General features: G+C 74.2%; 7 protein-coding genes. 6 read left to right on the top strand and 1 reads right to left on the bottom strand.

The features are described 5' to 3' along the window. The first annotated feature begins 539 nt into the window (after positions 1–539). The 5 genes from ABZX22_RS36295 to ABZX22_RS36275 all read left to right on the top strand — a co-directional run bounded on the left by ABZX22_RS36295 (position 540) and on the right by ABZX22_RS36275 (position 13,175). Entirely contained in the window at positions 540–1,748 is a 1,209-nt protein-coding gene (locus ABZX22_RS36295) for a thioesterase domain-containing protein (RefSeq protein WP_354918603.1), read from the top strand. Further along, positions 1,745–6,835: an amino acid adenylation domain-containing protein gene (locus tag ABZX22_RS36290; RefSeq protein WP_354918600.1), complete on the top strand. Its 5,091-nt coding sequence runs from the start codon at positions 1,745–1,747 to the stop codon at positions 6,833–6,835. Before ABZX22_RS36295 ends, ABZX22_RS36290 begins: the two co-directional genes overlap by 4 nt. Next, positions 6,832–12,330: an SDR family NAD(P)-dependent oxidoreductase gene (locus ABZX22_RS36285; protein ID WP_354918597.1), complete on the top strand. Its 5,499-nt coding sequence runs from the start codon at positions 6,832–6,834 to the stop codon at positions 12,328–12,330. The genes ABZX22_RS36290 and ABZX22_RS36285 overlap by 4 nt, the downstream gene beginning before the upstream one ends. 1 nt (position 12,331) lies before the next feature. Further along, positions 12,332–12,523: an MbtH family NRPS accessory protein gene (locus ABZX22_RS36280; protein ID WP_354918594.1), complete on the top strand. Its 192-nt coding sequence runs from the start codon at positions 12,332–12,334 to the stop codon at positions 12,521–12,523. Between the two features lie 112 nt (positions 12,524–12,635). After that, complete coding sequence (locus tag ABZX22_RS36275; RefSeq protein WP_354918591.1) at positions 12,636–13,175, top strand: hypothetical protein; 540 nt, start codon at positions 12,636–12,638, stop codon at positions 13,173–13,175. 222 nt (positions 13,176–13,397) lie between these two features. Here ABZX22_RS36275 and ABZX22_RS36270 read toward each other — a convergent pair whose 3' ends face one another. After that, positions 13,398–14,267 (bottom strand): helix-turn-helix transcriptional regulator, encoded by an 870-nt coding sequence (locus ABZX22_RS36270; RefSeq protein WP_354918588.1) that lies wholly within the window; start codon positions 14,265–14,267, stop codon positions 13,398–13,400. A gap of 253 nt (positions 14,268–14,520) precedes the next feature. Between ABZX22_RS36270 and ABZX22_RS36265 the strand changes: the two genes are divergently transcribed. Beyond that, on the top strand, positions 14,521–14,808 hold the full coding sequence (locus tag ABZX22_RS36265) for a hypothetical protein (protein WP_354918586.1): 288 nt from the start codon (positions 14,521–14,523) through the stop codon (positions 14,806–14,808). Positions 14,809–15,013: the final 205 nt, after the last annotated feature.

Genomic DNA, 15,013 nt, shown 5'->3' with positions numbered 1-15,013 from the left:
GATGACGGCGCCTTGACACCGGGCCGTTCAGCGATTCCGGTGCCGCCGCCTCACCCGCCCGACAAGAAGACGATCTTGCTATTGCCGCCTTTCCCATCTTCAGGCAGGGGAGGCGAATTCCGCTCACTTCCCCGCCAGAGGGCCCACCGGTATGGGTGTGACCGAATCCTCGATTTGGTCCCAGGACGTAAAGAGCGGCCCATATCACCTGAACGCCGATACGAGAAGGCCCCAAGTGTACGAGTTGCCGGCTGGGCATCGGATCGCGGGCCGCGATAAGCGCCGTTGACGCCTCCCGTTAGGAGTCGATATAAGAGGTTCTGACCGCGAATGCGGCAAAACCGGGGCACGACGTACTTTTTTGTACGGGATTCAATTTCCAGTGTTTTCGCAGCTCTGCCGAGGAGCGCTCGCACCATGGCGACGAAGCAATCCCCTCCTGCGCGACCGACACCCTGGCCACCCAGTCCCGTCCTCACCGTCGCACGCGACACCCGACGCGGCGGGGGAGGTGCGCAGCGATCAGCGGCCAGCTGACCGTGGCTCCGCGCGGCCCCCTCCAGGCCACCGCGCGCCGCGCCCGCACGTTGTTCTGCCTCCCCTTCGCCGGCGGCGGCGCCAGCGCCTTCTCCTCCCTGCAGCGGGCCCTCACCGGCCTCCAGGTGGTGGCGCTCCAGCTGCCCGGCAGGGAGAACCGGCTCGCCGAGCCGCCCGCCTTCACCGTCGAGGAGGTCGCCGACCAGATAGCCCCGGCCACCACCTCCCCCTACGCCCTGTACGGGCACAGCATGGGCGCGCGGCTGGCCTTCGAGGTGGTCAGGGAGCTGCGCCGCCGCGGCCTGCCCCCGCCCGCGCGCCTGTACGTGGGCGCCGCCCACCCGCCCCACCTCAGGGTGCCGCTGGCGGCCACCGCCGACCTGCCCGACGAGGCGTTCATCGACCAGCTCGTACGGCGCGCCGGCGCGCTGCCCGAGCTGAGGGACGAGCCCGAGCTGCGCGAGCTGATGCTGCCTCTGCTGCGATCCGACATGGCCTGGATCAAGCGCTACCGGTACACCCCCGAACCTCCGCTGGACACCCCCGTCGTGGCCGTGGCCGGTCTGCACGACGGCGAGGTGGCCCCGCCCGACATGCTGGGCTGGGCCCGGCACACCGCCGCCGGCTTCGGGCTGCGCACCGTGCGCGCCGGCCACCTGTTCGTCAAGGACGCGCCCGAGGAGCTGGCCCACCTGATCACCGCCGACCAGGCGGAACAGGTCGACGGACCGGAGGCGGACGAGGTCCACCTCTGGCTGGCCGACCGCCCGGCCGACGCGAAGGAGGTGCTGAGCCGCTACGGCGGCACCCCTGTGGCCGGCATCGCCGAAACCGGCGGGCTGACCCTGATCGCCGTCACCCGCGACCACCGGGCGGGCGTGGCCCTGCGGCTGACCACCGCGGCCGAGCCCGTCGAACTGTCCGAGCTCGACCCTGGCGAGCGCGAGCAGATCGAGGACGCGGCGGAGGAGGACCGGCACTGGCTCGCCCAGCGCGCCGTCACGGCCAGGCGGGCGCTCGTCGCGGGCGCGGGCCGCGGCGCGCCGGGCCCCTTCGCCGACCTCGGCGATGGCGGCCCGTGGCAGGTCGACGGCTGGCACGTGCTCCACCTGCCCCTGCACACCCCGCGCGGCCAGGCGCAGGCGGCGGTCGCCGTGCCGTACGGGCCGGCCAGACCGGCGCTGTTCACGCTGGAGGGCCGGACCGGATGACCGACGTGAAGCCGGGCCCGCTCCTGCACGAGCTGGTCACCGCCCAGGCCGACCGCACGCCCGACGCCGTCGCCGTCCGCCAGTGGGACCGGCGCCTGACCTACCGCGAGCTCACCCGCGCCGCCAACGCGCTGGCGCACCGCCTGCGCGGGCACGGGGTGGGCCCCGAGACGCGCGTCGGCGTCTGCGCCAGGCGCACCCCCGACCTGCTGGTTTCGGTGCTGGGCGTCCTGCTGTCCGGCGGCGCCTACGTGCCGCTGGACCCCTCCCACCCCCGCGAACGGCTGCTGACGATCGTCGAGGACGCCGCCATCGACCTCGTCGTCGCCGACCCCGCCGGCGACCGGACGCTGGCGGACGCCCCCGTCGTGCTCCTGCCGCCGGACGCCGGCGCGGCGCCCGAGCCGCCCGCGCGGCGCACCCACCCGGCCGGCGCGGCCTACGTCCTGTACACCTCGGGCTCGACGGGACGGCCCAAGGGCGTCGTGGTGAGCCACGACGCGGTGGTCGCCTTCGTCACGATGGCGGGCGGGCGGTTCGAGCTGGGCGAGGGCTGCCGCTCGATCGGCTTCGCCGCGCTCGGGTTCGACGTGTCGGTGCTCGACATCTTCGCCCCGCTGGCCAGGGGCGGATCGGTCATGCTCGTGCCCGACGAGGACAGGGTCGACCCGGCCAGGCTCCAGCGCTTCCTCGAAGGCCACGAGGTCACCTGGGGCACCATCCCGCCCGCCCTGCTGCCGCTGCTGGACCCCGACCGGCTGCCCTCGCTCGCCGACCTGCTCACCGCGGGCGAGCCCGCCGGGCCCGAGCAGGTCGCGCGCTGGGCCAGGCCGGGCGGGCGGCGCTTCCACAACTGGTACGGCCCGACCGAGACCACGGTGTGCGTCGTCGGCACCGAGCTCAAGGGCGCATGGGACCGGCCGTTGCCGATCGGCCACGCCCTGCCGGGCTGCACCGCGCACGTCCTGGACGACCAGCTCGACCCCTGCCCTGCCGGCGTGCCGGGCGAGCTCTACATCGGCGGCCCGCAGCTGGCCCGCGGCTACCTCGACCGGCCCGGCCTGTCGGCCGAGCGGTTCGTCCCCGACCCCTACGGCCCGCCCGGCGCACGCATGTACCGGACCGGCGACAGGGTCGTGCTCGACGCCGACGGCCGGATCGGCTTCCTCGGCCGCCTGGACCGGCAGGTCAAGGTGCAGGGCCAGCGTGTCGAGATCGGCGAGATCGAGTCCGTGCTGCGCGCCCACGAGGGCGTCCGCCAGGCCGTCGTCGACCTGGACACCGGGGCCGGCGGGCTGAAGGAGCTGACCGCCTACCTGACTCCCGCGGACGCCCCCGACCTGGCCGGGCTGCGCGCCCACTGCCTGCGGACGCTGCCCGCCTACATGGTGCCCACCAGGGTGGTGCGCCTGCCGGTCCTGCCGATGACGGTCAGCGGCAAGGTGGACATGGCGGCACTGCGCGCCCACCGGCCGTCCTCGGCACCGGCGCGGGGCGGGCTGCCGCGAAGCGCCGAGGAGCGCGCCGTCGCCGCGGTGTGGGCCGGGACGTTCGAGAGCGCCGAGCCCCGGCTCGACGACGACTTCTTCGCGGCCGGCGGGCACTCCCTGCTGGCCATGCGCCTGACCGCGGGCCTGCGGGCCCGGCTGCGCAGGGAGATCGCCGTCGAGGACGTGCTGTCCGGCCGTACGGTGGGGGGCATCGCCGCGCGCGTGGCCGGCGCGCCGCCGCTGCACGAGGCGCCCGGGGTCGCGCCCGCCGCGCTGTCGGCGATCCAGCGGCGGATGTGGTTCGTCGAACGGCTCGCGCAGGGAACGCCCGTCCACAACATCGCGATGGCGCAGCGCCTGTCGGGCAGGCTCGACGTCGGCGCGCTGCGCGCCGCCCTGGCCGCCGTCGCCCGCCGCCACGAGGTGCTCAGGTGGCGCGTGCCGGAGTCCGGCGGTGTCCCTGCCGTCGCCGTCGACCCGCCCGGCGAGGTGCCGCTTCCCGTGGAAGAGGTCACCGGGGAGCAGGTGCGCGAGCGGTTGCAGGCCGCGGCGGCCGAGCCGTTCGACCTGGCCGAGGGCCCGCTGTGGCGGGCGCGCCTGCTGCGCCTGGGCGGCGACGAGCACGTCCTGGCCGTCACCGCGCACCACATCGTCTTCGACGGCTGGTCGCAGTCGGTGCTCTACGACGACATCGGCCGCGCCTACCGCGGCGAAGCGCTCGCCCCGCTGCCCGCGACGTTCGGCGGCTACGTCGCCTGGCTCGGCGGCAGGGAGGCCACGGCGGACCTCGACTGGTGGAGCGCCCACCTCGACGGCGCCCCGACCGTGCTCGACCTGCCGAGGGACCACCCGCGGCCGGCCGTGCAGACCTTCGAGGGCGCGAGCGCGAGCGCCGAGGCGGACCCGGCGGTCAGCGCCGCCGTCCGGGCGCTCGCGGCGCGTCTGGGGGCCACGCCGTACACGGTCATGCTGGCCGCCTTCGCCCAGGCGCTGCGCCGCCTGACCGGACAGCGGGACCTCGTCGTCGGCACCCCCGTCGCCGACCGGCGCGACCCGGCGCTGGAGCCGATGGCCGGATGCCTGGTGCAGATGCTGCCCGTGCGGATGCGCGTGGCCGACGGCGAGGCGTTCGCCGCGCACGTGACGCGCTGCCAGGCGACGCTGTCGGACGCGCTCGCCCACCTCGACGTGCGGCTCGAGCGGCTGGTCGACCGGCTGGGCCCCGGCCGTGACCTGTCGCGCAACCCGCTCATCCAGGTGCTGTTCAACATGTACGACTTCACCGAGCCCCGTCTGAGCCTGCCCGGGATCACCGCCACCCCGCTGCCTCCCGGACTGCCGGGGTCGCTGTTCGACCTCACCCTGTACGTCGGCGAGCGGCAGGGCCGCCACGTCCTGCAGGCCGTCTACAACCCGCGGCTGTTCCGGGCCGAGCGGGTCGAGGCGCTGCTGGCGGGCTATCTCAGGCTGCTCGGCGACCTGGTCGCCGCGCCCGACGAGCCGGTACGGCACGCCGCCCTGCGCCCCGCCACGATCGACCCGCCCGACGACGCCGCTGTCCTGCCCGGCGGGACCGCGGCGCCGCCCGCTGTCCTGCCCGGTGCCGCATCGCCGCCCGGCGGCGTTCCGGCGCCGCCCGGCGGCGTTCCGGCGCTGCCGGGGGGAACGGCGGCGCTGCCGGGGGGAACGGCGGCGCTGCCCGGCTGGAGCGGCTCCGGGATCGTGGAGCGCGTCCTGCGGCAGGCGGCCGCCCATCCGCGGCGGGTGGCCGTCAGCGGCGAAGGCGGCGAGCTGACCTACGCCGCGCTGGCCGCGACCGTGACGGCGACGGCGGCACGGGTCGCGGCGGCGGTGCGGCCGGGGGAGGCGGTCGCCGTTCTGGCCGCCCGGCGAACCGAGCTGCCCGCCCTGCTGCTGGGCGTCCTGGCGGCGGGGGCGCGCTGGGCCGTCCTCGACTCCGCGCTGCCGCCCGCCAGGCTGGAGGCGCAGGCCAGGGCGGCCGGCGCGCACGCCATGATCGCCTGCGAGGGTGTGGCGGTCCCCCCCGAGCTGGACCGGCTGCCCCTCCTCAGCCAGCCGGCCGCCCCCGGCGCGCGCCCCGGGGACGAGCTCCCCGTCGTGCCTTTGGAGCGGCGAGGGTATCTGTCCTTCACCTCCGGCACCACCGGAGCGCCCAAACCGGTCCGCACCGGCGAGCGGCCGCTGGCCCGCTTCCTCGCCTGGTACCCCGCCGCCTTCGAGCTCACGGCCGGCGACACCTTCGCCCTGCTGGCGGGCCTCGCGCACGACCCGCTGCTGCGTGACGCGTTCACCCCGCTCGTGCTCGGCGCCCGCCTGTGCGTGCCCCACCAGGACCACGTCCGCGACCCCGCCAGGCTGTCGGCGTGGCTGCGGGACCAGGCCGTCACCGTCGCCCACCTCACCCCGCAGCTGGCCACCCTCGTCGCCGCGGCGGGCACGCCACTGCCGGACCTGCGGCTGGCGGTGTTCGGCGGCGACCGGCTGACCCGGGCGGACGTGGCCAGGTTCGCGAAGGTCGCCCCGCGAGCCGGCATGGTCAACGCCTACGGCACGACCGAGACGCCGCAGATCCAGGCGATGCACCTCATCACCGGGATCACCGGGATCACCGGGGTCACCGGGACCGGGAACTCCGGGACTTCCGGGATCATCGGGCCGGGCGGCGACAGCGGCGACCCCGTGCCGGTCGGCCACGGCGTCGACGGCGCCGAACTGCTGGTGCTGGACGCCGGTGGCGCGCCCGCCGCGGCAGGGGAGCTGGGCGAGGTGGTGGTCAGGAGCCGCCGCCTGGCCGACGGCTACCTCGACGAGGACCTCACCAAGGAGCGCTTCACCGTCGAGGCCGACGGCGTGACCGGCCGCTACCGCACGGGCGACCTCGGCAGGTACGACCCCGACGGCGGCGTGGTGGTGGCCGGCCGGGAGGACGGCCAGGTCAAGATCCGCGGCTACCGGGTCGAGCTGGGCGAGATCGAGCACGCGCTGCTGGCCCACCCCGGCGTGCGGGCCGCCGTCGCCGTGGCCGTCGACCAGCCGGGCGGCCAGGTCATGCGCGCCTACGCCGTACCGGCGAGCGCGGCGACACAGGCCGGCGAGCTGCAGCGGCACCTGCGCGCCTGCCTGCCCGACCACGCGGTGCCCGCCGACCTGGTCCTGCTGCCCGCGCTGCCCTTGACCCCCAACGGCAAGGTGGACAGGTCCGCGCTGCCCGCGCCGGCGCCCAGGCCCGCCCCCCGGCGCGGCGAGGAGCCCGCCACCGGCACCGAACGGCTCATCGCCGGCGTCTGGCGCGAGATCCTCGGCAGGCCGAGGATCTCGGCCGGCGAGAACTTCTTCGAGATCGGCGGGCACTCGCTCGCCACCGCACAGGTCCAGGCCCGTCTCACCGCCGCGCTCGGCAGGGACGTGCCGATCGTCGACCTCTTCCGCTTCCCGACCGTCCGCGCGCTGGCCGCCCACCTCGACGGCGAGCGCCGCACGGCCGGACCGGAGCGCGCCGCCCGACGCATCGCGGCGCGCCAGGCACGACCGTCATCTCGCAGGCCCTACCAGGCCAGACAGGAGAACAAGGAATGACCGGTCCGGCGAACCACGTACCCGAGCAGGCCGTCGAGCCCATCGCGGTCATCGGCCTGGCCTGCCGAGTGCCAGGCGCCGCGGATGTGCCCGCGTTCTGGCGCAACCTGGTCGACGGGGTGGAGTCCGTCAAGTTCTACACGCGCGAGGAGCAGGAGGCGCTCGGCGTCCCCGACTACATGCTCGACGATCCGACCTTCGTGCGGGCGGCCTCGGTGGCCGAGGACTACGGCGGGCTCGACGCGGCCTTGTTCGGGATGTCTCCCAGGGAGGCCGAGCTGCGTGACCCGCAGCAGCGGATGTTCCTCGAGCTGTCCAACACCGCTCTGGAGGACGCCGGCTATGACCCGTCCCGCTACCACGGGGAGGTAGGGGTCTACGGAACCATCGGGTCGGACGAATACCAATGGCTGTACATCCGCCCCAACCGCAAGGTGTTCGCCTCCGTCGGCAACCTCGCCGTCTTCACCGGGAACCACCCCGACTACCTGGCGACGCTCGTCTCCTACAAGCTCGACCTGCGCGGGCCCAGCGTCACGATGCACACCGCCTGCTCCTCCTCGCTGGTGGCCGTCCACGTCGCCTGCGAGGCGCTGCGCGCCGGCGAGTGCGACATGGCGCTGACCGGCGGCGTCTCCCTGGAACTGCCCGCCGAGTGGGGCTACCAGTACCACCAGGACGGCATCTACGCCGGCGACGGGCACTGCCGCACCTTCGACGCCGCCGCGCAAGGCACCATCTGGGGCGGCGGCGGTGGCGTCGCCGTCCTCAAGCGGCTGTCGGACGCCATCGCCGACGGCGACCACATCCGCGCCGTCGTCGTCGGCAACGCCATCAACAACGACGGCGCCACCAAGGTCGGCTTCTCGGCCCCCAGCGCCGAGGGCCAGGCCGCCGCCGTCTCGCTGGCGCTGGGCGTCGCCCAGGTCGACCCGCGCACCGTCACCTACGTCGAGGCCCACGGCACCGGCACCGCCCTCGGCGACCCGATCGAGGTGGCCGCCCTGTCGAGCGTCTTCAGCCGGGACACCGACGAGGCCGGCTGGTGCGGCATCGGCTCGGTGAAGACCAACATCGGCCACCTCGGCCCGGCCGCGGGCATCGCCGGCTTCATCAAGGCCGTGCTGGCCGTCGAGAACGGCATGATCCCGCCGAACCTCCACTTCGAGAAGCCCAACCCGCGCATCGACTTCGGCACCAACCCCTTCTACGTCGCCTCGCAGCTGGCCAAGTGGGAGACCGACGGCTTCCCCCGCCGCGCGGGCGTCAGCTCCTTCGGCATCGGCGGCACCAACGCCCACATCGTCATGGAGCAGGCGCCGCCCGCCGCCGTGCCCACCACCCAGCCGCGCCCCGCCCACCTGCTGCAGCTGTCGGCCCGCACGCCCACCGCGCTGGAGGCCGCCGTGCGCCGGCTGGCCGACCGGCTGGACGGCGCCGAGATCGACCTGGCCGACGTGGCCTTCACCCTGCGCAAGGGCCGGCGCGAGATGACCCACCGCGCCGCCGTGGTCGCCGCCGACGCCGCCGACGCCGTCGCCGCGCTGCGTGACGCGCGCCGCCTGGTCAAGGGCAAGGCGGGCAAGCCGCGCGTGGCCTGGCTGTTCTCCGGGCAAGGCGCGCAGTACGCCGGCATGGGCGCCCAGCTGTACCGCACCGAGCCGGTCTTCGCCGCGGCCGTCGACGAGTGCGCCGAACTCCTGCACGAGGACCTCGGCCGCGACATCAGGACCCTGATGTTCCCCGCCGACGACGAGCGCGAGCAGGCCGAGGAGCAGCTGCGCCGCACCGCGCTCACCCAGCCCGCGCTGTTCACCCTCGAATGGGCGCTGGCACAGCTGTGGCGCTCGTGGGGCGTGGAGCCGGCCGCCATGATCGGCCACAGCATCGGCGAGTACGTCGCCGCCACCTGCGCAGGCGTCTTCGACCTGCCTGACGCGCTGCGCCTGGTGGCCGCCAGGGGCAGGCTCATGCAGAGCATGCCGGAGGGCTCGATGCTCGCCGTGCGCCTGGACGAGGACGAGGTGCGCCGGCAGCTGCCCGACGGCCTGTCGATCGCCACCGTCAACGGCCCCGGCACCTGCGTCGTGGCCGGGCCGACCAGCCTGGTCGAGGAGTTCGCCGCCCACCTGGAGGAGGCCGGCGTCGGGCACACCCGGCTGCGCACCTCGCACGCCTTCCACTCCCCGATGATGGACCCCGTCCTCGGCGACTTCCACGACATCGTCGCCCAGGCCGAACGGCACGCGCCGAGCATGCCGTTCCTGTCCAACGTCACCGGCACCTGGATCACCGCGCAAGACGCCGTCGACCCCGCCTACTGGACCCGCCACCTGCGCGAGGCCGTCAGGTTCGGCGACTGCGTGGCGACCCTGGCCGCCGAAGGGGAGTGGCGCCTGCTGGAATGCGGCCCCGGCCGCCAGCTCGTCGGACTGGCCCGCACCCAGCTGCCGCGCACCGGGCCGGCGCCGCTGGCCAGCCTGCCCGGCCCCGCCGACCCCAAGCAGGACCTCGAGGTGCTCTACGCCGCGGCGGGCGAGCTGTGGACCTGCGGCGTCCCCCTCGACGCCGACGCCTTCGGCGACCCGGCCCGCCGGGTCCCGCTGCCCGCCTACCCCTACGAGCGCACCCACCACTGGGTCCAGACGCCCATCGACTCCCAGCTGATCTACCCGCTGCCGCCGCGGGCGGGCGCGCTCCCACCGGAGGAGTGGTACTCCGTCCCCACCTGGCGGCAGACCCCCCTGGCCGTCACCGCGAGCCCGGCCACCTGGACCGGCCGCCAGGTCGTGTTCGCCGGCGAGGCCGCCGCGCCGCTGGTGGCGGCGCTGCGGACGGCAGGCGCCGACGTCGTGCCGGTCGTTCCCGGCCAGGCCTACGGCGTGGCTGCCGACGGCACCGTCTCCCTCAGGCCGGGCCACCGCGAAGACTACGAGACGCTGCTGGCCGACGTCGGCGTCCCGGCGCGGGTCATCCACGCCTGGGCACTCGACGGCGCGCCGGCCACCGGCGTCCAGGACACCCTCGACGCCCAGGAGGTGGGCTTCCACAGCCTGCTCGGCCTCGTTCAGGCCCTGGCCCAGGCCGAGCGCGAGCACGACGTCCACCTCGACGTCGTCACCGCCGCGACCCAGGGCGTCACCGGCCCCGACCTGACCAGACCCGAGCACGCCACGGTGGCCGGCATCGCCAAGGTCGTCCCGCTCGAGGCCCGCTGGCTGTCGGTGCGCCACATCGACCTGGAGTCGCCGACCGGCGACCTGGCGGCCCTGCTGACCGAGCTGGCCGCCACGCCCGAGGAGCCGGAGGAGGGCGTGCCGCCGTCCCCCGTGGCCCTGCGGGCCGGCCGCCGCTGGGTGCGCGGCTACCAGCAGGTGCCGCTGACCGCCACGGACGAGCCGGCGAACCTGCGCGAGCAGGGCGTCTACGTCATCACCGGCGGCCTCGGCGGCATCGGCCTGACCCTGGCCGAGGACCTGGCCGCCCGCCTGCGTGCCAGGCTCGTCCTGCTCGGCAGGTCGGGGCTGCCCCCGCGCGAGCAGTGGGACGCCCTCGAACCGGCCGATGACCGCACGGGCCGCGCCGTCCGTGCCGTCCGCAGGATGGAGGCAGCGGGAGCCGAGGTGCTCGTCCTGGCCGCCGACGTCACCGACCCCGACGCGCTCCGGCGGGTCAGGGCGGCCGCCGTCGACAGGTTCGACCGCGTCGACGGCCTCATCCACGCCGCGGGCCTGCCCGGCGGCGGCATGGCCGAGGTCAAGGAGCGCGCGGCGGCCGACCTCGTCATGGCGCCCAAACTGGCGGGCACGATCGCTCTCCGCGAGGCGTTCGGCGACCTCGACCTCGACTTCGTGCTGCTGTGCTCGTCGGTGACCGCCGTCGCCGGCGGCTTCGGCCAGGTCGACTACTGCGGCGCCAACTCCTTCATGGACGCCTACGCCCACACCTGGCCCGGCCGGGTGCTGTCGGTCAACTGGGGCGCCTGGCTGGAGGTCGGGATGGCGGCCGAGGTCGCCGCGCCCGTGGCCTTCCGCGCGCTGCAGCGCGGCGACCGGGTCTCCTCGCTCGCCCACCCCGTGCTCACCCACCGGCACGAGACCCCGGGCCGCACCCCCTGGTACAGCGGGACGGTCGCGCCCGAGACCCACTGGCTCCTGGCCGACCACCGCATCGGCGCGGTGCCCGTGATGCCGGGCACCGCCTACCTGGAGAGCGCCGCCGCCGCCTTCCGCGACAGCGTGCCCAGCCCCGGCCCCGGCTACCGGATGGAACTGCGCGACGTGGCCTTCGTCGCGCCGCTGCCGGTGGCCGACGGCGGCAGCGCCGAGCTGCGCGTGCTGCTGACCCCCAGCGGCGACGGCATGGAGTTCGAGGTCGTCAGCGTCGTCGGCGGCCGCTCCCACCAGCACGCCAGGGGCGCGGCGGCCTGGGTCCGCACCGACCAGGAGCACACCGACGACCTGGCCGACGTACGCGCCCGCTGCTCCCTGACCGGCACCGACGACGTCTCCAGCATCTTCACCTCCGCCTCCGGCCTGCTGTCGTTCGGCCCGCACTGGACCAGCCTGCGCTCGATCCACCTCGGGCAGAACGAGGCGCTGGCCCGGCTGGAGGCGGGCCCGCAGGTCGCGGCCGAGACCGGGACGTTCACCATCCACCCGGCGCTGCTCGACGAGTCCACCGCCTTCCTCGACCCTTCGGCCGAGCACCCGTACCTGCCGCTCGGCTACGGCAGGCTCGTGGTGCACGCCCCGATCCCACCGCGGGTGTGGAGCCACGCCGTCCGCCGCGACGGCGGCGGGGGCGAGATCGTCGCCGCCGACTACACCCTCTACGACGACGACGGCGGCAAGGTCCTGACGATCTCCGACTTCGTGCTGCGCAGGATCGACACGGCGGCCGTCACCCAGTCCGTCGACGACGGGGCCAAGGAGAGCGTCGAGGACCAGGCCGTGGACGAGGAGTCGGCCGCCGCCGGCATGGCCATGGACCTCGACGGCGCCAAGTCCGGCATCTCGCCGGCCGCCGGCGCCGACGCCTTCCGCCGGCTGCTGTCGGTCGGCCTGGGCACCCAGGTCGTGGTCAACGCCACCCCGCTGGAGGAGTTCGTCGCGGGCGTCCGCGACCTGACCCAGGACACCGTCGCCGAGGAGCTGGACGCGGCCGCGGCAGGGGAGGCCGCCACGGCCCTGGACGCCGACCACGTCGCGCCGCGCAACGAGCTGGAGAGCACGCTGGCCGGACTGTGGGGCGAGGTGCTCGGCGCCAAGCAGGTCAGCGTCGAGCAGGACTTCTTCGAGTTCGGCGGCAACTCACTCGTCGCCGTCCAGCTGATCGCCCTCATCAGGAAGAAGCTCGGCGTCAGGCTGCCCATGCGCAGCCTCTTCCAGGTCCCGACGGTGGCGGGCATGGCCGCGCTGGTGGAGGAACTGCGCGGCCGGCAACCGGACAAGCAGGTGGCCCTGACCAGGCTGCCCCGGCAGGAAAGGGCGTGACATGCGCGACGGCCAGTACAAAGTCGTGGTCAACGACGAGGAGCAGTACTCCCTCTGGTTCGCCGACCGGCCGCTGCCGGACGGCTGGCAGGAGGCGGGCTTCGCCGGCGACAAGCAGCAGTGCCTGGACCACATCGAACAGGTCTGGACCGACATGCGCCCGCGCAGCCTGCGTGAGGCCATGGAGGGGTAGGAGGAAGGACCGGTGAGCGGGCTCGTACGTCTTCCCCGCCTCCTACGCCCAGGAACGCCTGTGGTTCCTGTCCAGATTCGACCCCGGCCTGCCCGCGCACCACGTCAACATCGTGGTCGGCCTGCCCGAGGGCACCGGCCACGACCGGCTGGCCAGGGCCATGGCGGAGGTGGTCAGGCGGCCGCTGGCGGTCGGCGGCATCGGGGCGATCATCGGCGCGTGGCTGTCGGTCCGGCTGATGAACGGCATCGGTCCCGGGCCGACCATGCTGTGGTCCACGGTCGTCGGCAACAGCGCGCTGATCCTGGTGCCGCTGGCGGGCGGGCCGCTGTGGCTGGCGGTGGGCATGCTGGCGTTCGCGCAGCTGCTGGTGGGGTTGTGCGCTCAGGTGTTCATGGTCAACAACATCACCGTGCTGCAGACGGCGACGCCCAGGGAGCTGACCGGCAGGGTGATCGCCACGATCTGGGCCATGGGGTTGGTGCCGGCGCCGGTGGGCGCCCTGGTGGCGGGCCTGCTCGGCCAGGCGGTGGGGATGCGTCCGGTGGTGCTGGTGGCGGCGCTGATCGGGGCGCTGGTGCCGATGGCGGTGCTGGCGCTGTCGCCGATCCCGAAGATGCGCACGGTGCCCGAGGCCCCGGTGGCCGCCTGAGACGTCCTCGGACGTCCTCGGACGTCCCGGCGCCGTAAAGGCCGCCGAGCGCGCCGGGACGGCGGCGGCACCGGCGGCGGCACCGGCACCGCGCATGACGCCGGGCGATCGTCCGTGGCGGGCACGGTGAGCCCGACGTCGTCACCGCGCATGACGCCGGGCGATCGTCCGTGGCGGGCACGGTGAGCCCGACGTCGTCACCGCGCGCGCATGACGCCGGACTCAGCGCCGGGCCTCCCACAGCGCGCAACCGGTGTCCTCCTCGTCGGCCATCAGGAAGTGAAGGCTGCCGAGCACGGTCAGGGCGTACTCCGAGGGGCTGCCGGGCTCGGCCTGCAGCGTGATCAGCCGCTGGCCCGGGGCGCTGTCGACGGTGAACGACTCACCGGCGAGGACCAGGTCGCCGACGTCGTGACGGCAGACGAGCGTCATGCCGTGCCGTATCGGGGACAGGTCCTGGCGCGCCCACAGCCGGCGGAAGTCGGGGCTGCCGCGAGACAGTTCACGGACCAGATCGCTCAGGTGCGGGTCGTCGAGGTCGGCTCCCGCGTCGGCGCGCAGCTGGGCGACCATGACGCGGGCGCCCCGGTCCCGGTCGGCGTGGAAGTCGCGCGCGGCCGGGTTCAGGAAGACCATCCGCAGGAGGTTGTCCGCGTGTTCCTGGCCCTCGAAGAGGGCGGCGGCCAGCGGGTTGGCGGCCAGCACGTCCATCCGGCGGTTGACCACCAGGGCCGGGGTGTACGGCCAGCTCCGTATCAGCCGCAGCAGCTCTGGGCCGGCCCGTCCGGTGTCGCCGGGCCTTCTGTGCCGTCGCGGCCTGGGATGGGCGAGCTCGTGCAGGTGCGTCACGGCCTCGGGCGCGAGGTCCAGCGCCGCGCTCAGGGCGTCGATCACCTGGTCGGACGGGTGGCGCTCGCGTCCCTGTTCCAAACGGACGTAGTAGTCGGTGCTGACCCCGGCCAACATGGCCACCTCCTCCCGGCGCAGTCCCGGGGTCCGGCGAGGACCTGAGTCCAGCAGTCCTACCTGGGCCGGCGTGGTCGCCTCGCGTCGAGCGCGAAGGAACTCCCCCAAAAGGTTGTGACTGTCCATCTCATCACCAGATATTCGGGTTCATCGCACAACGGCAGAAACCAGGCGGCCGGATGCAGTATTCCGGATTTACGGTGATTTAACTTTTACCGATTCCGGCGGGAGGCGGGGCGTCGGGACACGGCGGCGATCGTCGCCGTATGCGCCGACCGCCGCGCACCCATGACGCTGCGCAAACGGTGAGCACCGCTCCCTGGGAGCGACACTCCTACCATGCTCGGCGAAACCGCCCTTAGCGTGAAATCCAGGCGTCGTGTCGGTGCCGTTCGCCGTACCGATTCGGCGCTTCGCCGGCCGGGCATCGCCCGGGACGCATCCGATCCGACTGGAGCTGAGCTCGATGATCAAGCTGAGGAACGTTCTGGCAGCTGGAACCGCGGCGGCGGTCGCTCTCATGGCGCCCGTGACCTTGTCGGCCGAGATCTTCGGCGCCGGCGCCGCGGCCGCGACGCACGTCAGCGCCTCCGGTATCGACGACCCCGGTATTGGCGACTCCGGCGGCACCAATCCCGGCGGCGGAGGCAGCAACAAGAACAATTAATGGAATTCCTAAAATTCGCAGAAATCCCCGGAAACTCCTGGAAAAGGAATGAGAAGGCGCCGGATATCATCTTTCCGGCGCCTTCTTTGGTCCGGTCACCGAATCGGCGGTCACGCCCACCGAGTGGTCCAAGGAGCCGCCAGCCGCCGGAATTCGTCACCCTCCGCATTCCCGATTCCCGCGACACCAGGCGGCAGGCCGTTCG

This window comes from Nonomuraea sp. NPDC003804 (assembly GCF_040610675.1).
Taxonomy (GTDB): Bacteria; Actinomycetota; Actinomycetes; order Streptosporangiales; family Streptosporangiaceae; genus Nonomuraea.
This window is presented reverse-complemented; position numbering and strand designations above follow the sequence as displayed.